At 67.6% G+C, this 18276-nt stretch carries 15 protein-coding genes; 12 read left to right on the top strand and 3 right to left on the bottom strand.

What is annotated here, in order from left to right:
- Nucleotide 1 precedes the first annotated feature (1 nt).
- Complete coding sequence (locus tag K0O62_RS02350; RefSeq protein ID WP_073855508.1) at nt 2–580, bottom strand: TetR/AcrR family transcriptional regulator; 579 nt, start codon at nt 578–580, stop codon at nt 2–4.
- Between the two features lie 105 nt (nt 581–685).
- On the opposite strand from K0O62_RS02350, the gene K0O62_RS02345 reads away from it, so the two are divergent.
- From K0O62_RS02345 to K0O62_RS02335, 3 genes are read left to right on the top strand one after another with little or no spacing between them, the layout of a single operon-like run.
- Nucleotides 686–1516, top strand: coding sequence for a mycofactocin-coupled SDR family oxidoreductase (locus K0O62_RS02345; protein WP_073855507.1), 831 nt, complete (start codon nt 686–688; stop codon nt 1514–1516).
- On the top strand, nt 1513–2316 hold the full coding sequence (locus tag K0O62_RS02340) for a mycofactocin-coupled SDR family oxidoreductase (RefSeq protein ID WP_073855506.1): 804 nt from the start codon (nt 1513–1515) through the stop codon (nt 2314–2316). Before K0O62_RS02345 ends, K0O62_RS02340 begins: the two co-directional genes overlap by 4 nt.
- Nucleotides 2313–3101 carry a carboxymuconolactone decarboxylase family protein gene (locus tag K0O62_RS02335; RefSeq protein WP_073855505.1) on the top strand — a complete coding sequence of 263 codons (789 nt, stop codon included), beginning with the start codon at nt 2313–2315 and terminating at the stop codon, nt 3099–3101. Before K0O62_RS02340 ends, K0O62_RS02335 begins: the two co-directional genes overlap by 4 nt.
- Nucleotides 3102–3112: 11 nt before the next feature.
- Here K0O62_RS02335 and K0O62_RS02330 read toward each other — a convergent pair whose 3' ends face one another.
- A complete protein-coding gene (locus K0O62_RS02330) occupies nt 3113–4396 on the bottom strand; it encodes a cytochrome P450 (RefSeq protein WP_073855504.1) in 1284 nt (427 codons plus the stop codon).
- 132 nt (nt 4397–4528) lie between these two features.
- Between K0O62_RS02330 and K0O62_RS02325 the strand changes: the two genes are divergently transcribed.
- The 5 genes from K0O62_RS02325 to K0O62_RS02305 all read left to right on the top strand — a co-directional run bounded on the left by K0O62_RS02325 (nt 4529) and on the right by K0O62_RS02305 (nt 10612).
- A complete protein-coding gene (locus K0O62_RS02325) occupies nt 4529–5107 on the top strand; it encodes a TetR/AcrR family transcriptional regulator (RefSeq protein ID WP_073855503.1) in 579 nt (192 codons plus the stop codon).
- A 167-nt stretch (nt 5108–5274) separates the two neighbouring features.
- Nucleotides 5275–6114, top strand: coding sequence for a mycofactocin-coupled SDR family oxidoreductase (locus tag K0O62_RS02320; RefSeq protein WP_073855502.1), 840 nt, complete (start codon nt 5275–5277; stop codon nt 6112–6114).
- A 456-nt stretch (nt 6115–6570) separates the two neighbouring features.
- Nucleotides 6571–7638, top strand: a complete 1068-nt coding sequence (locus K0O62_RS02315; RefSeq protein WP_073855501.1) for a diguanylate cyclase domain-containing protein — start codon at nt 6571–6573, stop codon at nt 7636–7638.
- Nucleotides 7639–7705: 67 nt separating this feature from the next.
- Complete coding sequence (lysE, locus tag K0O62_RS02310; RefSeq protein ID WP_073855500.1) at nt 7706–8305, top strand: L-lysine exporter; 600 nt, start codon at nt 7706–7708, stop codon at nt 8303–8305.
- Between the two features lie 87 nt (nt 8306–8392).
- On the top strand, nt 8393–10612 hold the full coding sequence (locus K0O62_RS02305; RefSeq protein ID WP_073855499.1) for a molybdopterin-dependent oxidoreductase: 2220 nt from the start codon (nt 8393–8395) through the stop codon (nt 10610–10612).
- Between the two features lie 5 nt (nt 10613–10617).
- Here K0O62_RS02305 and K0O62_RS02300 read toward each other — a convergent pair whose 3' ends face one another.
- The gene (locus K0O62_RS02300) at nt 10618–12087 is read right to left on the bottom strand and encodes a PucR family transcriptional regulator (RefSeq protein WP_073855755.1); all 1470 of its coding nucleotides are present in this window, start codon (nt 12085–12087) and stop codon (nt 10618–10620) included.
- Nucleotides 12088–12197: 110 nt separating this feature from the next.
- Here K0O62_RS02300 and gabT point away from each other — a divergent pair, with 110 nt between their 5' ends.
- The 4 genes from gabT (at nt 12198) to glgX (ending at nt 18242) form a co-directional block, all read left to right on the top strand.
- On the top strand, nt 12198–13541 hold the full coding sequence (gene gabT / locus K0O62_RS02295) for a 4-aminobutyrate--2-oxoglutarate transaminase (RefSeq protein WP_073855498.1): 1344 nt from the start codon (nt 12198–12200) through the stop codon (nt 13539–13541).
- A gap of 28 nt (nt 13542–13569) precedes the next feature.
- Entirely contained in the window at nt 13570–15021 is a 1452-nt protein-coding gene (locus K0O62_RS02290) for an NAD-dependent succinate-semialdehyde dehydrogenase (RefSeq protein WP_073855497.1), read from the top strand.
- 76 nt (nt 15022–15097) lie between these two features.
- Complete coding sequence (locus K0O62_RS02285; protein ID WP_073855496.1) at nt 15098–16015, top strand: alpha/beta fold hydrolase; 918 nt, start codon at nt 15098–15100, stop codon at nt 16013–16015.
- Between the two features lie 67 nt (nt 16016–16082).
- A complete protein-coding gene (gene glgX / locus K0O62_RS02280) occupies nt 16083–18242 on the top strand; it encodes a glycogen debranching protein GlgX (RefSeq protein WP_073855495.1) in 2160 nt (719 codons plus the stop codon).
- The last annotated feature ends 34 nt before the right edge of the window (nt 18243–18276 follow it).

Raw genomic sequence — 18276 nt, 5'->3', positions numbered from 1 at the left:
CTCACTCTGCGGCAGTCCGTTTCGTCGCCTCATAACCTGCGGTGAGCCAGTACACCGTGCGGTCCAGGGTGGGCAGGATCTCGGTATTGGTGATCTCACCGGCAACAAACCGGCCGAGCAGACCGTAGACCACGCTGGACACCACGTTGTTCAGATCGGCGACGAACTCGCCATCGACATCCGCCATCAGCTCCAAGCCGGCCGGCGCGACGATGTCCACGCCACGCCGGAACAACTGCTGACCCCGCGGTGACGATCGGGCCCTGAAATAGGCGGTCAGCATCCCGGGGTTGTGTTCCCAGGGTTCGAAGATGGTCCGGAACAGCGCCATCAGCGCCGAGTGCAGCGACTCTCCCGCGGCCCGGCTTCGCAGATTGACCGCGGAGTAGCGGTGCTCGTCCTGCCACGCCTCGAGCGCCGCCAGGATCAGGTCTTCGCGGGTCGAGTACCTCTTGTAGATGGTGGCCAACGAGGTCCGCGCACGGCGTGCGACCTCCCGTAACTGGACCGCGTCGTAGCCCTCGGTCTCGAGGATCTCGACGACAACCGCGAGCAGCCGATCTTCTATCTCAGCCACCATCTCCCCTTGTCGCCGCGCAGTAACTCGGTTACCGTACCTGGTGTAACCCGGTTACTCCAGGTGGGTCGCCCTTCCCGGGCGGCGCCCGCGACGAAGCGAGGACGAATGGGCTCATTGGACGGCAAGGTCGCCTTCATCACGGGCGTGGCCCGAGGTCAGGGACGCAGCCACGCGGTGCGACTGGCCGCCGAGGGCGCCGACATCATCGGGATCGACATCTGTGCCGACATCCCGGCCAACGGCTATCCGATGGCCGGCCGCGCCGAACTCGACGAGACGGTCGCCCTCGTCGAGGCCGCCGGAGCCAAGATGCTGGCTACGGTCGCCGATGTCCGCGACTTCCACGCGGTCAAGGACGCCGTCGACGCCGGCGTCACACATTTCGGCCGACTCGACATCGTGTGCGCGAACGCCGGCATCGCTCCGACCGCCTTCCGCGAGGTGAGTATCGAGGACGACCTGGACATGTGGGCGGCGGCCATCGACGTGAATCTGACCGGGGCTTTCCACACCGCGAAGGCCACCGTCGGACACCTGATCGCCGGCGGGCGCGGCGGCGCCATCGTCTTCACCAGTTCGACCGCCGGACTACGCGGCTTCGGCGGGTCACAGGGCGGCGGACTGGGCTACGCGGCCTCCAAGCACGGGGTGGTGGGACTGATGCGCACGCTGGCCAACGCGCTTGCACCGCAGAGTATTCGGGTCAACACGGTGCACCCCACCGCGGTCAACACCATGATGGCCGTCAACCCCGCCATGACCGCCTTCCTGGAGCACTATCCCGATGGCGGTCCCCATCTGCAGAACCCGATGCCGGTCGGGCTACTGGAACCGGAAGACATCAGCGCGGCGTTGAGCTATCTGGTCTCCGACGCGGCCAAGTACGTCACCGGGGTGACATTCCCCGTCGACGCCGGCTTCTGCAACAAGCTATGAGCGGCCGCATCGCGGGCAAGCGCGTCCTGATCACCGGTGCCGCAAGAGGAATGGGTCGCAGCCATGCCATCCGGTTGGCTCAGGAGGGCGCCGACCTGATTCTGGTCGACATCTGCGAATCGCTGCCAGAAGTGGAGTATCCACTGTCGAGCGCCGACGATCTCGCCGAAACAGCCCGTCTGATAACCGAACTCGGTCGCCGAGCTGTCACCCATATCGTGGACGTACGTGACGCCGAGGCGCTGTCCGCGGCCGTGGACGCGGGAGTGGCCGAGCTCGGCGGGCTGGATGCCGCCGTGGCCAACGCCGGGGTGCTGACCGCCGGGACGTGGGACACCACGACGACGGCTCAGTGGCGCACCGTGGTGGACGTCAACCTGATCGGCACCTGGAACACCTGTGCGGCCGCGCTACCCCACCTCGTCGAACACGGCGGCGCACTGGTGAACATCAGCTCGGCGGCCGGGATCAAGGGCAGCCCGCTGCACACGCCCTACACCGCTTCCAAACACGGCGTCGTCGGGATGAGCAAGGCACTCGCCAATGAACTTGCCGCGGTAGGTGTCCGAGTCAACACCGTGCACCCGACCGGTGTCGAGACCGGTATGCAACCGGCGTCGCTGCACACCCTGCTGGTGGAGAAACGCCCCGACCTGGCACCGATCTTCCAGAACGCCATGCCGATCGTGATGGCCGAGGCCGTCGACATCAGCAACGCGGTGCTCTTCCTGGTCTCCGACGAATCGCGGTATGTGACCGGACTCGAGTTCAAGGTCGACGCCGGGGTGACCATCCGATGAGCGAGCGCGGCAGGCAGGCGTTCGCCGATGTGATGACCATCCCGGCGCCCGACGACCCCAGCCCCGCGGCATCGCGCATGCTGGAGTTCGTGTTCGCCGATGTATGGCAACGGCCCGCGCTGAGCCGGCGAGATCGCCGCTTCGTCACGCTGGCCTGCGTGGCGGACGCCGACGCCGAGGCGCCACTGCGCGATCACGTGTACGCGGCACTGAACAGCGGCGATCTGACCATCACCGAAATGCAGGAAACTGTCTTACATTTCGCCGTCTATGGCGGCTGGCCGAAGGCATCGCGCTTCAACTCGATGGTCGACGAACAGTGGGATCGCATCCACCGTGAGCGCGGTGGACAGGTACCCGCACCCCCGCGGTTGCTGCCGCTCGACACCTCCGCTGATCCCGAGACGCGGCTCGCCGCCGGTGAACAAGCGTTCAAGGACATCAACTGCCTGGAGTACGCACCGCCGCGCGACAATCCCTTTCACGGTGCCGGGATCCTGAACTTCGTGTTCGGCGAGATGTGGTTACGGCCCGGGCTGGGCATGAGGGAGCGCCGGTTGATCACCGTCGCCTGCGTCGCCTTCCAGGACGCCCCGTATCCCATCCTCAGCCATGTCTATGCCGCACTGCGCAGCAGAGATCTGTCCTTCGACGAAATGGATGAACTGGCACTCCATTTCGCTGCCCACTGCGGCTGGCCCAAGGCCTCGAACCTGAACCAGGTGATCAGTGAACAGAAGCAGCGGGTGCTGGCGGAATGGGCCGACGAGGACGCCGGCCCGTAACCGCGGTGGGTTCACCCCGCTGCGGGAGTGAACTCGATGCGCAATTGGGTCAATCCCCGCAGCAGGAAGGTCGGCTCGTAGGTGTAGGTGCGCGCGTCGGCGGGACCGTGCACCGACTCGTCGATCCTGATCTCCGACATCCGGTCCAGCAGCCTGCGCACGGTGATCTGGCCTTCGACTCGGGCCAACGGTGCACCGGCGCAGGTGTGGATACCGCGGCCGAAGGCGATGTGCTCGCGCACGTTCTTTCGGTCGGGCCGGAACTCGTGCGGGTCTTCGAACTTGTCGGGATCCCGGTTCGCCGCGCCCAGGCACAACATCACGATGGTGCCCGCGGGTAGGCGTACCCCGCCCAGCGTGGTCGTCTTGCGGACCAGCCGGAAGTCGACCTTGGTCGGCGAATGCATCCGCACCGCTTCCTCGATGAAGTTCGGGATGCGGTCGGGTTCGGTACGCAGCAGCTGCTGGTATTCGGGCCGGTCGCCGAGTACCTGGACCGCGGCACTGAGCAGCTTGGTCACCGTTTCCTGGCCGGCGGCGAACAGGAAGGTCGCGGGCTTGACCACCTCGATGAGCTCGGGAGTGGAACCGTCGGGGTACGTCGCCGTCGCCATCCCACTGAGGACATCCTCGCGGGGTTCGCGCCGGCGTTCGGTCAGGTAGCCGAGGAACTTGTCGTCGAGGTACTGCAGCGGATCGAGTCCGACCGGCTCGCCGTCGAGTGCACCGACACTGGTACCGGCCGGCTTCTCGGCACCCAGGGCAGCCAGGAACTCGGGTCGATCCTCCGCCGGCACCCCGAGCAGGTCGATGATCGCCGAGGTGGCAAAGGGTTTGGCGTACTCGGAGAGGAACTCGCAACGGCCGTTGCCGATGAACTGGTCGATCTGGCTGTCGACCAGCTGCCACATGTAGTCCTCGTTCTCCTTGAGGCGGCGCGGTGTCAGCAGCCGGCTCAGCAGCGACCGCGCCTTCTCGTGGGCCGGCGGATCCATCACGACCATGTGCTCATGGATCGGGAAGAGGTGACGGTGCGCTTCGATCTGCTCGCTGATGTCATCACCCTCCGGGGTGAACGGCAGCGGCGGGAACGGTCCGCCGATCGCGTTGACCGCCGAGAACGAGTCGTGATCCTTGAACGCCGCCATGACTTCCCGGTAGCCGGTCACCGCCACCACCCCGTAGTGCGGTTCCCGGGTCACCGGGCCTTGCGCGCGCAGGTGGTCCCAGTATTCGTAGGGCGACTGGCTGACCGCCGGATCGGAGAAGAAATCCACGGTGGCGAGGTCGGTCATGGTGACAATTCCTTCTGCAGCAGCGTCGGAAACCGATCATGAACTGATCGATCGATCAAACTGTTAGAATGCGCCATGCTTATCACGGGCTTCCACCGGCGGTCAAGCAAACCGCCCGTCCGGGACCGTTGAATGGCAGCGCCGCGTAAGCCCAAGCAGCCCGACACCGGGGCCCGCCACCGACTCATCGAAGCGACCGCCAAACTCATGCGCGACGAGGGTTATGCGGCGGCGACGTCACGGCGGGTGGCGGCCGAGGCCGGGGTGAAACAGGCGTTGGTCTACTACTACTTCCCGACCATGGACGATTTGTTCGTGGAGGTGCTGCGCGCCGGCGCCGACGTGTCGCTGGAGCGGATGCGCACCGCGCTGACCGATGACGACCCGCTGCGGACACTCTGGGCGATCAACAGCGATTCCGGCCGCACCGCACTGAATACCGAGTTCATGGCACTGGCCAACCATCGCAAGGCGATCCGCACCGAGCTGCGGGCCTACGCGGAACGGGTCCGCGACATCGAGACCGCCGCGGTCGCGGTGGCGCTGCGAGCCCGCGGCATCGACGTGCACAAGTACCCTCCGGTCGCGGTGTCGATGCTCATCGCGCAGACGGCGCGCAGCCTGTGCAACGAGGACGCGGTCGGCGTCACGCTCGGCCACGACGAGCTGCGCGCACTGGTCGACCGGCTGCTCGACACGTTCACCGGCTAGACCTGCCGCGGCCCCACCCCCGCCCGCCCCACCGGGGCCCTCATTTCACCGCGATGGTTGACAGCCACACCGATCACTGCCAGTGTTCCTGATCGATCGATCAAACATTCAAAACCCATTCCCGCGCCGCGCCGAAGAATCGGGCGGCCCGACATCGAGGTGGACACATGACTGGAAGAGTCGAGGGCAAGGTCGCCTTCATCACCGGTGCTGCTCGCGGCCAGGGGCGCAGTCACGCGGTGCGGCTGGCCGAAGAGGGCGCCGACATCATCGCGGTGGACATCTGTAGGCCGATCACCGACAACGACCTCATCCCGCCGGCCACGCCCGATGACCTGGCGCAGACCGCGGACCTGGTCAAGGGCCTGAACCGGCGGATCGTGACCGCCGAGGTCGATGTCCGCGACTTCGACGCCCTGAAGGCGGCCGTCGACGGCGGTGTCGAGCAGTTGGGCCGACTCGACATCATCGTTGCCAATGCCGGAATCGGCAACGGCGGCGAGACCCTGGACAAAACCAGTGAAGAAGACTGGGACAACATGATCGGCATCAACCTCTCCGGGGTGTGGAAATCGGTCAAAGCCGCTGTCCCCCATCTGATCTCCGGCGGTAATGGCGGTTCGATCGTGCTCACCAGCTCGGTCGGCGGGCTCAAGCCCTACCCGAACACCGGCCACTACATCGCCGCCAAGCACGGCGTCATCGGCCTCATGCGAACCTTCGCCGTGGAACTGGGCCAGCACTCGATCCGGGTCAATGCCGTCTGCCCGACCAATGTGAACACCCCGATGTTCATGAACGACGGGACGATGAAGCTGTTCCGGCCCGACCTGGAGAACCCGGGCCCGGACGATATGGCCATCGTCGCCCAGTTGATGCACGTGCTGCCCATCGGGTGGGTGGAGCCCGTCGACATCAGCAACGCCGTGCTGTTCCTGGCCTCCGACGAAGCACGCTATGTCACCGGCCTTCCGGTGACCGTGGACGCCGGCAGCATGCTCAAGTAGGGATCGGTCGGCAGGCTGTCACACGCGCCCGCTGCGCAGGCGGGAGCGGACCAGCCTGCCGACCTCGACACTCGACCTACGCACGGATTCGAACTCCAGCGACACCAGAAGGGTGTCCACAATCGCGCACGGCCCCGCTCCAGGCAGGTCCCCTCCCCCGGCATCAACGGTGCCAGCGGTTCGGTGTCTTCAGAGTCCAGATCGAAGGAGTCGATCCGGCCAGGACGTCCGGTTCGATCTTGTACTTCACCCACCGGACTCCAGGCGGCTGCGGAGGCAGAGCACAGGGCTTGCACCGCTGCCGGCCTGCGACGTTTCGGGCGCGAACATCCTGCCGCTTGACTAGGCTGGGCCGGGCGGAGGAAAGGGGGTGGGCGCTGCCATGCCGAGTCCACGCCGGTCATCATGACGGCGCCGAGCTGGCAAGACCCCCGTCATCCCGACCACTACCACTGGATGACTTCGAGGCTCGACTCCCGCGGCGCCCGCGTCGCGACCTCACGCTTCATCGCCGCCTGGATGATCATCGGCGGATTCGCGCCCGCACTGCTCATTTTCGGCGCCACCGACTCCGATCAGTGGGCGCTGCGGGTGGCCGGAGTCGGTATCACCATCGTGAGCGGCCTGATGGGGTTGCTCTGGCTGCGTGGAGTCTGGCCGACCCCACTCCAGTCGACGTGGGGCGTGGTCCTCGGGTCGATACTCGCGGCAGCCACCTGCCTGCTGGTGCCCGAGCCCCTGCTCGGCATGATCGGCGCCGCGGTGTACACCGCCGTCGCCACCTACGCCACGGTGTTCCACACCGGGCGGCACATCGCGTTCGTCCTGGCCTCCGCGGCCGCCGTCATCGCCATCACCGGATTCCGGCTCGCCGCAACCGACCCCGCGGTGGCCGCCGGCCTCGGCATCACCATCGCACTGAGCATCGTGTTCACCACCTTCGTGGCGCGGGCGCTGATCGGCCTGATCGACGCGGACATGTTCACCGGGGCGATCGAACCCGTCACCGGCTTGCTCAGCAAGGACGGCTTCGAGGACGGACTGGGTGTCACGATCGCGGCCCGCGGGCGCACCGATGACCGCTTCCTGGTCGTCGCGCTCATCGATCTGGACAGTTTCGGCGCCGTCGTCGACCTGGCCGGCGCCGGCCGGGCCCGCCAACTCCGGGTGCTGGTCGGGCAGATGCTGCGCGACAACGCGCGCCGCGACAATGTGATCGCCCACCTGCCCGACTCCCGGTTCCTGTTGGCCGATGTGTTCAATACCCCGGACCCCGACCCGCTGTGCGATCGGATCAGCTCCGGGGTGCGGTCGGTGGCCCGCGAACTCACCGCCAGCATGGGGGTCGTGGTCACGCCACTGTCGCCGCTGGCGTCGATGTCGCCCACCGACCTGACCGCCACCCTGCTCGACATCGCCGACGACGCGATGACCGCGGCCCGCAGCCAGGGCGGCAACCGGTACCGCATCGTCTACCTGCCCGAGGTGCCGGAACGCGGGGCCGCGCACGACACCTCTAGATAAATTCTGCTAATGATAGTTAAGAATAATTAGCTGTACTTGACCAGCTCCGGTCCCTAGCGTGAGCGCCATGGCATCACCGGTGTTCCTCGGATTCCTCACCACCTTGGCGCTGATCGCGGCCATCGGCGCCCAGAATGCGTTCGTGCTGCGCCAGGGCATCCGCGGTGAGCATGTGGTACCGGTGATCGCGCTGTGCACGGTGTCCGACCTGATCCTGATCGCCGCGGGCATCGCCGGAGTGGGGGCGCTGATCACCGCGCACCCGAATGCACTGACAGTCGCCAAGATCGGGGGCGCAGCGTTCCTGCTCGGCTACGGACTGCTGGCTGCGCGACGCGCACTGAACCCGGGGGCGCTGAACCCTGCGGAGGAGACACCGACCCGACTGATCGAGGTGTTGCTCACCGCGGCGGCGATGACCTGGCTGAACCCGCATGTCTATCTCGACACCGTCGTCCTGCTGGGCTCGTTGGCCAACGAACATCAGGAGCAGCGTTGGCTTTTCGGCGCCGGCGCGGTCGCGGCGAGCGCACTGTGGTTCACCGGCCTGGGCCTGGGCGCCCGCCGGCTGGCCGGCCTGTTCGCCAGTCCGGCCACCTGGCGGGTGCTCGACGGCACGATCGCGGTGGTCATGATCGCCCTGGGAGTCTGGATGGCGATCTCGTGATCACCTACCCACACCGAATGGTTGCCCCGCATCTACCGTCGGCCATACTGTGAGCCCCACCACATTGTCGTGACGAAGGGGCCGCCCGTGACCGCCGAGCAGAGAGTCACCTACTGCCGGATCTGCGAACCCCTGTGCGGGCTGATCGCCACCGTGGAGGACGGCCGGTTGCAGTCGCTGCGCCCCGACAAGGACCACCCGCTGTCGCAGGGCCGGGCCTGCCCGAAGGGCATCGCGTTCACCGATGTGCAGAATGACCCGGACCGGGTGCTCGCCCCGTTGCGCAGGCAACCCGACGGCAGCTTCGCCGAGGTGAGCTGGGATGTCGCACTCTCCGATATCGCGAATCGGCTGCAGAACGTGCTCGACAGCCACGGCGGCGGTGCGGTCGGCGAGTATCTCGGGAACCCGGCGGCGTTCGGATACGCCGCCAGCCTGTGGTCGGGGCTGTTCATGAAGCGGATCGGCGCCGGGCACCTGTATTCGGCCGGATCGCAGGACATCAACAGCCGGTATGTGGCCAGCAGGCTGCTCTACGGTGCGGCCACCCAGATCCCGTTCCCCGATCTGCCGCGCACCGACTTCCTGTTCATGCTCGGGGCCAATCCGCTGGTCTCCCACGGCAGTGCCCTGCGGGTGCCCCGGGTGCGCGACGATCTGGCCGGCATCGTGAAACGCGGCGGCCGCGTGGTGGTGGTCGACCCGCGCCGCACCGAGACCGCCGCCGCCTATGAACACCTCCCGGTGCGCCCGGATTCGGATGCCTGGCTGATGCTTTCGCTGCTGCACGTCGTCTTCGCCGACGGGTTGGAGGACCGGGCGGCCATCGCCGCGCAGGCCACCGGCATCGCCACGCTGCGCGAATTGTGTGCGGCGTTCCCGCCGGAGAAGACCGCAGCCCGCACCGGTATCGACGCACCGACCGTCCGCACCCTGGCCCGCGATTTCGCAACGGCCCGGACCGCGGTGGCCTACGGGCGCACCGGCGCCTGCCTGGGCCACCACGGCACCCTGGTCAGCTTCCTCATCGACGCACTGAACGTGGTGACCGGCAATCTGGACCGGCCCGGGGGCGCGTTGATGTCGCATCAGGTGATCCCGGTCGAGGACTTCGGCGAGCGCTCCGGCGCATTCAGTTACAACACCAAGACCTCCCGGATCGGTGGATTCCCCGACGTTTTCGGCACGTTCCCGGCCGCCCTGATCGCCGACGAGATCACCACCACCGGAACCGGTCAGTTACGGGCGCTGTTCGTGTTCGCCGGCAACCCGGTCTTGTCGGTGCCCAACAGCGCCGCCCTGGAGGCCGCGCTGCCCCGACTGGATCTGCTGGTCTCGCTGGACCTCTACGTCAACGAGACCAACCGATACGCCGACTACATCCTGCCGGGCACCACGTTCTTGGAGCGCGATGACATGCCGATGGCGTTCGCCGGGTGCTGTCCGACGGTGTTCCTGCAGGCCGCCGAACCGGTGGTCGCGCCCTACGGTCAGGCCCGGCCGGAGTGGGAAGTGTTCGAGGAGTTGGCCGCCCGGATGGGATTATCGCTGCTCGCGACCGGGCCCCTGGAGCGGCTCAATCCGGTGCTGCACCGGCTCGAACGTCTCGGCCTGAAGATGACCCCGCAGAGAATGATGAACATGCTGCTGCGGATCGGCCCCTACGGGGACCGCTTCGGGCTGCGCCGGGGCGGGCTGAACCCGGGTAAGCTGCGCGAGCATCCACACGGCATCGTCCTGGCCGATCACGCACCGCACGGTGTACTCGCCGACGTGGTCGCACACAAGGGCGGCAAGGTGTGTCTGGACCCCGCCGAGATCCGCACCGAGACCGGCAGACTCGGATCCGCGCCCAGCACGAGTGCACAGTTCCCGTTGTCCGCCATCGGCATTCGAGAGCTCCGATCACAGAACAGTTGGATGCACAACAGCCCCACCCTGATGAAGGGCAACCGCCGGCAACGGGCCCGCATCAATCCGGCCGATGCCGAGGCCGCCGGCGTCACCGACGGATCGGTGGCCCGGGTGGTCTCGGCGACCGGCGCGATCGAGTTGGAGGTGACGGTCACCGACGAGGTCGGCGCCGGCACCATCGCCATACCGCAGGGATGGGGACACCGCGGAGGTGGCTGGCGGCTGGCCAATGCCAATCCCGGCGTCAATGTCAACGAGCTGACCTCCAGCCGGCCCGAAGATCTGGAGGCGCTGGCCGGGATGTCGGTGCTCAACGGGGTGGCGGTCCGACTGGAAGCGGTCACGCCCGCGCCCACCGCCGGGGCCGGCGCGACCGACTTGGCGACGACGTGACCGTCTCAGGTCGCGGGCAGCGTCTGCAGCGCGATCCACGCGTTCACTCGTAGTTGCGGATCATCCAGGGAGCCAGCCAGTTTCGACTCGATGGCCGCCAACCGCTTACGCACCGTATTGCGGTGGATCCCCAGCGCCTCACTCACCTTCAGCTGCGACCCGTGATGGGTCAGGAAACTGCGCAGCGTGGAGAGCTGCTCCTCGGTCAGGTCGCCGAGCAGGGCCGTTGCGAACTGCGCCGCCCCCTCGGGATCGATGAGACCCAACGGACCGCGCTGCACCAGATCGTCCCAGCCCACCAGTGCGGATGTGGAATTGGCTTGGGCCAGTGCGATCTCCGCGGTGCGGTGGCTCTCGGCGGCGTGCCCGGCAGCCGTCCTGCTCCCCACGCCCACCAGCATCCCGAGATCGGCCAGCGCGCCGGCCAACCCGCCGGCCCGGGTGTCGCCGACCGCCACCCACAGGATGTCTCCGCGTACCGCGCAGATCCCCGATCGGCTCTCTGCGGCCGCGATGGCGTCCAGTAGCGTCTCCGGGGCCCCCGAGGCGTGCACCATCCGTAGCCGGTCCGGGATCACCGGCGCGGTCCCGTCGATGCTCAGCACGATCTGCGCGGTGACGAGGTCGCCGGCCACCAGCAGCTCGACCGCTCGACCGCGCACGGTGCGCCGGGTCTGCTCGGCCCGGTGTTCCTGTTCGGCGATCAGGCCCAGCAGCGCGACACCGGTGGTCACCGCGCTGCGCTGGCTCAGCGTCAACCGGGGCGGGCCGAGGACCGCGAGGAACGGCCCGCGGCCGCTCGCGGTGCCCACCGACTGCACCACCGTGAGCCCCTCCGGATCGGCGAGCACCGCCGAGGACGGGGTCCGCTGTCGCCTCAGGACGGAGATCTCACCGGCGACACGATCGAGATTCAGCTCGCTGCGGCGGGTTCCCGTCGGGCCGGCGAGGAGCTGTCCGTCTCCGGAGAACAGTGCGGCGGCTCCGCGCAGGGCGTGCGCCAGGGCTGCCAACATCGCGCGTATGCCGTCGGGCTTGGCGGCGGCGGCGGTGAGCCGGCGCTGGAACTCCAGAGCCTCCCCCGCCGAGGCCTGTTCCTCCTCCATCAACAGCCGGGACACCCGGTGGCTGATCGCCACGAACGGCGTGGGCCGCGGTACCTCGATCAGGTTCAAACCCGCTGCACGGCAGGCGGAGACGAGCCGACGAGGCACCTGGGTGTGGTTGACCCCGGTACCGAAGCCGACCCCGACGGTGCCGGACCGGACCAGCGCCTGCACATAGTCCTGCCATTCGCTGGTCCAGGACGCGGTCTGCAACCCGGTGGTGAGCAACAGCTCACCGCCCTGGAAGAACGGTGTCGGATCGGGCAGCTCACTGGTGGCCACCCAGCGGATGACCTGATCGGGCCGGGCCAGCACCACCGGCCGTAGCGCGAGTTCACCCGCGCCGAGCAGTGTCGCGACGTCGACCATGGTGACATATTTGCACATCCCAGCATTCACATGGTGGGCAGTCTGTCCGCCCCGGCCCACGCCGACCGGACCTACGGTTTCCCCATCGAACCGCCTGGACAGGAGTAGTTGTGACCACGATCGACCACGCAGCACCGCAGATCGCCCAGCGCAGGATTCTGGCCACCGCCATTCCGGGCCCGAAATCCGCTGCGCTGCACGCGGAGAAGCTCGCTGCGGTCGCCAGCGGTGTCGGCACCACGTTGCCGGTCTATGTGGTGGCCTCCGGCGGAGGCGTCGTCGTCGATGTCGACGGCAACTCGCTGATCGACTTCGGTTCGGGTATCGCCGTGACCACGGTCGGCAACAGCGCTCCGGCGGTCGTGGACGCGGTGACCGAACAGGTGCGGGCGTTCACCCACACCTGCTTCATGGTGACCCCCTACGAGAGCTATGTGCAGGTGGCGTCCGCGCTGAACCGCATCACCCCCGGTGATCACGAGAAGCGCAGCGCCCTGTTCAACTCCGGCGCCGAAGCCGTGGAGAACGCCGTCAAGATCGCCCGGGCGCACACCGGCCGCCAGGCCGTGGTGGCCTTCGACCACGCCTACCACGGGCGGACCAACCTGACCATGGCGCTCACCGCCAAGTCCGCGCCCTACAAGTCCGGGTTCGGCCCGTTCGCCTCCGAGGTCTACCGCGCCCCGATGTCCTACCCGTTCCGCGACGGCGACCTCGACGGGCCCACCGCCGCGCGGCACGCCATCAGCGTGATCGAGAAGCAGGTCGGCGCGGAGAACCTCGCCGCGGTCCTGATCGAGCCGATCCAGGGCGAGGGCGGATTCATCGTCCCGGCACCGGGTTTCCTTCCCGCACTCGCCGACTGGTGTCGCGCCAACGGTGTGGTGTTCATCGCCGACGAGATCCAGTCGGGCTTCGCCCGCACCGGGCACATGTTCGCCTGTGAACACGAAGGCGTGGTGCCCGACCTGATCCTCACGGCCAAGGGCATCGCCGGGGGCCTCCCGCTGTCGGCGGTCACGGGCCGGGCCGCCATCATGGACGCCCCGCGCGCCGGCGGACTCGGCGGTACCTACGGTGGGAACCCGCTCGCCTGCGCGGCAGCGTTGGCGGTCCTGGACACCATCGAGTCGGAGAACCTCATCGAGCGGGCCCGCCACATGGGCGAGATCATGCTGGACCGGCTGCGCACTCTCAGCACCACCGACACGCGGATCGGCGAGGTGCGTGGCCGCGGCGCCATGATCGCCGTAGAACTGGTCGAACCCGGTTCCACCACACCGGATTCCGCGCTGGCCCAGCGCATCGCCGGCTACGCCCACGCCCAGGGTCTGATCGTGTTGACCTGCGGAACCTACGGGAACGTGTTGCGTTTCCTGCCGCCGCTGTCCATGCCGGACCATCTGCTGCACGAGGGCCTGGACATTCTCGAACAAGCGTTCCGGGACAACTGAACCCGCCACTTTGATCCCCAGGAGCACCATGCGCGTCAACGACATCATCACCGGCCTGCGCGCCGCCGAGAGCATCATCATCGGTGGTCAGGCCAAGGCCGCACCATCCACCTTCACCGTCGACGATCCCGCCACCGGGCAACCGCTGGCCGAGGTGGCCGACGGCGGCACCGCCGAAGCCGTTGCCGCCGTCGATGCGGCCGCGGGGGCGTTCGCGGCATGGGCGGGTGCGACACCGCGGTTCCGCGCCGACATCCTCCGGCGCGCATACGAACTGATGGTCGCCGACGCCGATCGGCTCACCGCGCTGATCTGCGCCGAGAACGGCAAGTCTGCGGTCGACGCCCGCGGCGAGGTGATCTACGCCGCCGAATTCTTCCGCTGGTTCGGCGAGGAGGCGGTACGCACCGAGGGCGAGTACGGGCTCAGCCCGTCGGGCCTGGCTCGCACCATCGTGACGCACCGGCCGGTGGGGGTGGCCGCGCTCATCACGCCGTGGAACTTCCCGGCCGCCATGGCCACCCGCAAGATCGCCCCGGCACTCGCCGCGGGCTGCACCGTGGTGCTCAAGCCGGCCGGGCTCACCCCGCTGACCGCGCTGGCCATCTTCGAGATCCTCGCGCAGGCCGGTGTGCCGGACGGGGTGGTCAACCTCGTCACCACCGCCAAGCCCGCCGAGGTGGCCTCGGCCTGGCTCGCCGATGACCGGGTGAAGAAGGTGTCCTTCACCGGATCCACCGGCGTCGGGCGCACCCTGCTGGAACAGGCGTCCGCGCGAATCCTCAACGCCAGCATGGAACTCGGCGGCAACGCGCCCTTCGTGGTCACCGCCGACGCCGACATCGACGCCGCGGTCGAGGGCGCCATGGTGGCGAAGTTCCGCAACGGCGGTCAGGCCTGCACCGCGGCCAACCGATTCTATGTGCACTCCGATGTCGCCGACCGGTTCATCGCCCGCTTCGGTGCCGCCATCGCCGAGCTGCGCGTCGGCCCCGCCGCCGACCAGCGCTCCCAGGTCGGCCCGGTGATCAGTGCCCGCGCGGCCGAGACCCTGCGCGCTCTGCTCGAGAGCACCGTGGCCGCCGGCGCCACCGTCGCGGCGCAGGCCCACGCGCCCTCGACCGGGTACTTCGTCGAGCCCACGCTGCTGACCGGGGTGCCGGCCGACGCCGAGATCCTGCGCACCGAGATCTTCGGTCCCGTCGCACCGGTGGTCGTCTGGGAGAACGAGGATCAGCTCATCGAGTGGATCAACGACACCGAATACGGCTTGGCCGCATACGTTTACGCTGGCCGGCTGCAGGACGCCCTGCGCATCGCCGAACGCACCGACGCCGGGATGGTCGGCATCAACCGGGGCATCGTGTCGGATCCGTCGGCCCCGTTCGGCGGGACCAAACAGAGCGGGCTGGGCCGCGAAGGCGCCCGGGTGGGCCTGCACGAGTTCCAGGAGACGCAGTACTTCAGCGTGGGTGACTGACGCCCTCGGACCCGCTGCACACCATCCGGTTGCCGCCCCGCTGCACCGAAGCTGCGAAACTAACTGGGTGGCTCCTATGTTCCGACGTCCGCACACCCCGGATACACCGCCATCGGTCGAGGTGCCCGCCTGGTTCACCGCCGCCCTGAGTCAGCGACCCGAGCACGCCACGGTCGAGGTCGACGACTGCCCGGTCCATATCCGGTTGTGGGGCGATCCGGCCAATCCGCCGCTGGTGCTGGTGCACGGCGGCGGCGCCCATTCCGGGTGGTGGGACCACATCGCCCCGTTCTTCAGCGCCACCCACCGGGTGGTCGCACCCGATCTCAGCGGGCACGGCGACAGTGGCAGCCGGGCCTGTTACACCCTCGATACCTGGGCGCGTGAGGTGCTCGCCGCCTCCGAGGCCGGCGGGTCACCGGCGCGGCCGACCATCGTCGGGCACAGCATGGGCGGCTGGGTGACCTCGGCCGCCGCCATGCGGTACGGCGAGCAGATCGACAGCATCCTGGTCATCGACTCGCCGCTGCGTGACCGTGCCCCGGAGGAGGGGCGGTTGCGCAGCCGACGGCACGACAGTCCCGGCTATCGGAGCGAGGACGAGATCTTGTCCCGTTTCCGCGCGGTCCCCAAGCAGGACGTCACCCTACCGTTCGTCGACCAGCACATCGCCCGGGAATCGATCCGGCACTCCGACAAGGGTTGGGTGTGGAAGTTCGATCCCGAGATCTTCGGCGGCGAACTTCTCGAACAGTCCCCCGCCGAGCTGGAACTGCTGGAGAACACCTTCGAGAGGATTCCGTGCCGGGTCGGCTTCCTACGCTGCGAGCACGGTGTGCTGCCCCCGGAGATGGCCGAGCAGATCCGCTCGATCCTGCAACTGCGCGGCCCGTTCGTCGAACTCGCCGAGGCCGGGCATCACCCGATGCTGGATCAGCCGTTGCCGCTGGTCGCCACGATCCGCACGCTGCTGGAATTCTGGTCGATCACCTGAGAGCGCGCCCCGTGGACGTGACCGAACTCGCAGACTAAGGACCGTCCGCGCGGGGTATCCCGGCGCCATGCCCGACTCTGCGAACGCGCCGACCACTGTGGTGTCCGCCCTCGAGCAGGAGGTGTGGCCCGGAAAGGCCTACCCACTCGGCGCGACCTACGACGGGTCGGGCACCAACTTCGCCTTGTTCAGCGAGGTCGCCGAACGCGTCGAACTGTGCCTGTTCGACGACGACGGCAACGAGACGCGATACCCGCTTCCAGAGGTCGACGGATTCATCTGGCACGGATTCCTGCCCTCCATCGAACCCGGTCAGCGCTACGGCTACCGGGTGCACGGACCGTATGACCCCGCCGCGGGGCACCGGTGCAACCCGAACAAACTGCTGCTGGACCCGTACGCCAAGGCCATCGACGGCACCTTCCAGTGGAACCAGTCGCTGTTCGGCTACGACTTCGGCGATCCCGACAGCCGCAATGACGACGACTCCGCGGCCAGCATGCCGAAGTCGGTGGTCGTCAGCCCGTTCTTCGACTGGGGTATGGACCGTCCCCCGCAGCGGGAGTACGCCGACACCTTGATCTACGAGGCGCACGTCAAAGGCCTGACCGAAACCCACCCTGACATCCCGGACGCGATGCGCGGCACCTACGGCGCGATCGCGCACCCGGCGATCATCGACCACCTCAAATCTCTGGGTGTGACGGCCATCGAGCTGATGCCCGTGCACCACTTCGCGAACGATTCCACCCTGATCGACAAGGGACTGTCGAACTACTGGGGCTACAACACCATCGGTTTCTTCGCCCCTGATTCCAAATACTCCAGCAGCACCACACCCGGCGGTCAGGTGCAGGAATTCAAGACGATGGTGCGCACCCTGCACGAGGCCGGCATCGAGGTGATCCTCGATGTGGTCTACAACCACACCGCCGAGGGCAACCATCTCGGCCCGACGTTGTCGATGCGCGGGATCGACAACAGCGCCTATTACCGGCTGGTCGACGATGACCAACGCTATTACATGGATTACACCGGGACCGGCAACAGCTTCAACGTGCGGCATCCGCATTCGCTGCAGCTGATCATGGACTCGTTGCGGTATTGGGTGACCGAGATGCACGTCGACGGGTTCCGTTTTGACCTGGCCTCCACCCTGGCCCGCGAGTTCTACGATGTGGACCGGCTCTCGACGTTCTTCGAACTGGTCCAACAGGATCCGACGGTCAGTCAGGTCAAGTTGATCGCCGAGCCGTGGGATGTCGGCCCCGGCGGCTACCAGGTCGGCAACTTCCCGCCGCAGTGGACGGAATGGAACGGCAAGTACCGCGACACCGTGCGGGACTTCTGGCGGGGGGAGGCGGCCAGCCTCGGTGAGTTCGCGTCCCGGCTGACCGGATCGGCGGATCTCTACGAGCACACCGCCCGCCGGCCGGTCGCGTCCATCAACTTCGTCATCGCACATGACGGCTTCACCCTGCGGGACCTGGTGTCCTACAACGACAAACACAATGAGGCCAACGGTGAGGACAACAACGACGGCGAAAGCCACAACCGGTCGTGGAACTGCGGCGTCGAGGGCCCGACAGATGACCCGAGCATCCTCGCGCTGCGGGCCCAGCAGGAGCGCAACTTCCTGACCACCCTGCTGTTGTCCCAAGGTGTGCCGATGATCTGTCACGGCGACGAACTGGGGCGCACCCAGGGCGGCAACAACAACGGATACTGCCAGGACAACGAGATCACCTGGGTGAATTGGGCGAACGCCGACAAGGAGCTGCTGGACTTCACCTCCCGGCTGTCCGCGCTGCGCGCCGAGCATCCGGTGTTCCGGCGGCGACGCTTCTTCAACGGCCGCCCGGTGCGCCAGCGCGGGTCCGCCGGTGTGCCCGACATCTCCTGGTTCCGCCCCGACGGTTCGGAGATGAACGACGAGGACTGGGACACCGGTTTCGGCAAGTCCGTGGCGGTCTACCTGAACGGCCACGGCATCCCGGACCGGGATCCGCGAGGACAGCGGGTCACCGACGACTCGTTCGTGGTGTGCTTCAACGCCCACCACGAACCCATCGAATTCACGCTGCCACCCGAGGAATTCGGAGCCCGGTGGCGAACCGTCATCGACACCGCCGCGGAGCCGGATGCCGGCGGTGATGTCGTCGCGGCCGCTACGGCGCGCCAGGTCGCCGCCCGTTCGGTCGCGGTGTTTCAACAAGCGGCTGACTGACCGCGGAGCCCGACCGTCGGTTCTATGCTGCAAG

This window comes from Mycolicibacterium diernhoferi (assembly GCF_019456655.1).
Lineage (GTDB): Bacteria > Actinomycetota > Actinomycetes > Mycobacteriales > Mycobacteriaceae > Mycobacterium > Mycobacterium diernhoferi.
The sequence above is the reverse complement of the archived record's forward strand: the minus strand, read 5'-3'. Positions and strand labels throughout refer to the sequence as shown.

Bases quoted from the DNA above. Each gene is read 5' to 3' on its own strand.
- K0O62_RS02350 (WP_073855508.1), bottom strand. From the start codon at position 580: ATGGTGGCTGAGATAGAAGATCGGCTGCTCGCGGTTGTCGTCGAGATC.
- K0O62_RS02345 (WP_073855507.1), top strand. From the start codon at position 686: ATGGGCTCATTGGACGGCAAGGTCGCCTTCATCACGGGCGTGGCCCGA.
- K0O62_RS02340 (WP_073855506.1), top strand. From the start codon at position 1,513: ATGAGCGGCCGCATCGCGGGCAAGCGCGTCCTGATCACCGGTGCCGCA.
- K0O62_RS02335 (WP_073855505.1), top strand. From the start codon at position 2,313: ATGAGCGAGCGCGGCAGGCAGGCGTTCGCCGATGTGATGACCATCCCG.
- K0O62_RS02330 (WP_073855504.1), bottom strand. From the start codon at position 4,396: ATGACCGACCTCGCCACCGTGGATTTCTTCTCCGATCCGGCGGTCAGC.
- K0O62_RS02325 (WP_073855503.1), top strand. From the start codon at position 4,529: ATGGCAGCGCCGCGTAAGCCCAAGCAGCCCGACACCGGGGCCCGCCAC.
- K0O62_RS02320 (WP_073855502.1), top strand. From the start codon at position 5,275: ATGACTGGAAGAGTCGAGGGCAAGGTCGCCTTCATCACCGGTGCTGCT.
- K0O62_RS02315 (WP_073855501.1), top strand. From the start codon at position 6,571: ATGACTTCGAGGCTCGACTCCCGCGGCGCCCGCGTCGCGACCTCACGC.
- lysE (WP_073855500.1), top strand. From the start codon at position 7,706: ATGGCATCACCGGTGTTCCTCGGATTCCTCACCACCTTGGCGCTGATC.
- K0O62_RS02300 (WP_073855755.1), bottom strand. From the start codon at position 12,087: ATGGTCGACGTCGCGACACTGCTCGGCGCGGGTGAACTCGCGCTACGG.
- K0O62_RS02290 (WP_073855497.1), top strand. From the start codon at position 13,570: ATGCGCGTCAACGACATCATCACCGGCCTGCGCGCCGCCGAGAGCATC.
- K0O62_RS02285 (WP_073855496.1), top strand. From the start codon at position 15,098: ATGTTCCGACGTCCGCACACCCCGGATACACCGCCATCGGTCGAGGTG.
- glgX (WP_073855495.1), top strand. From the start codon at position 16,083: ATGCCCGACTCTGCGAACGCGCCGACCACTGTGGTGTCCGCCCTCGAG.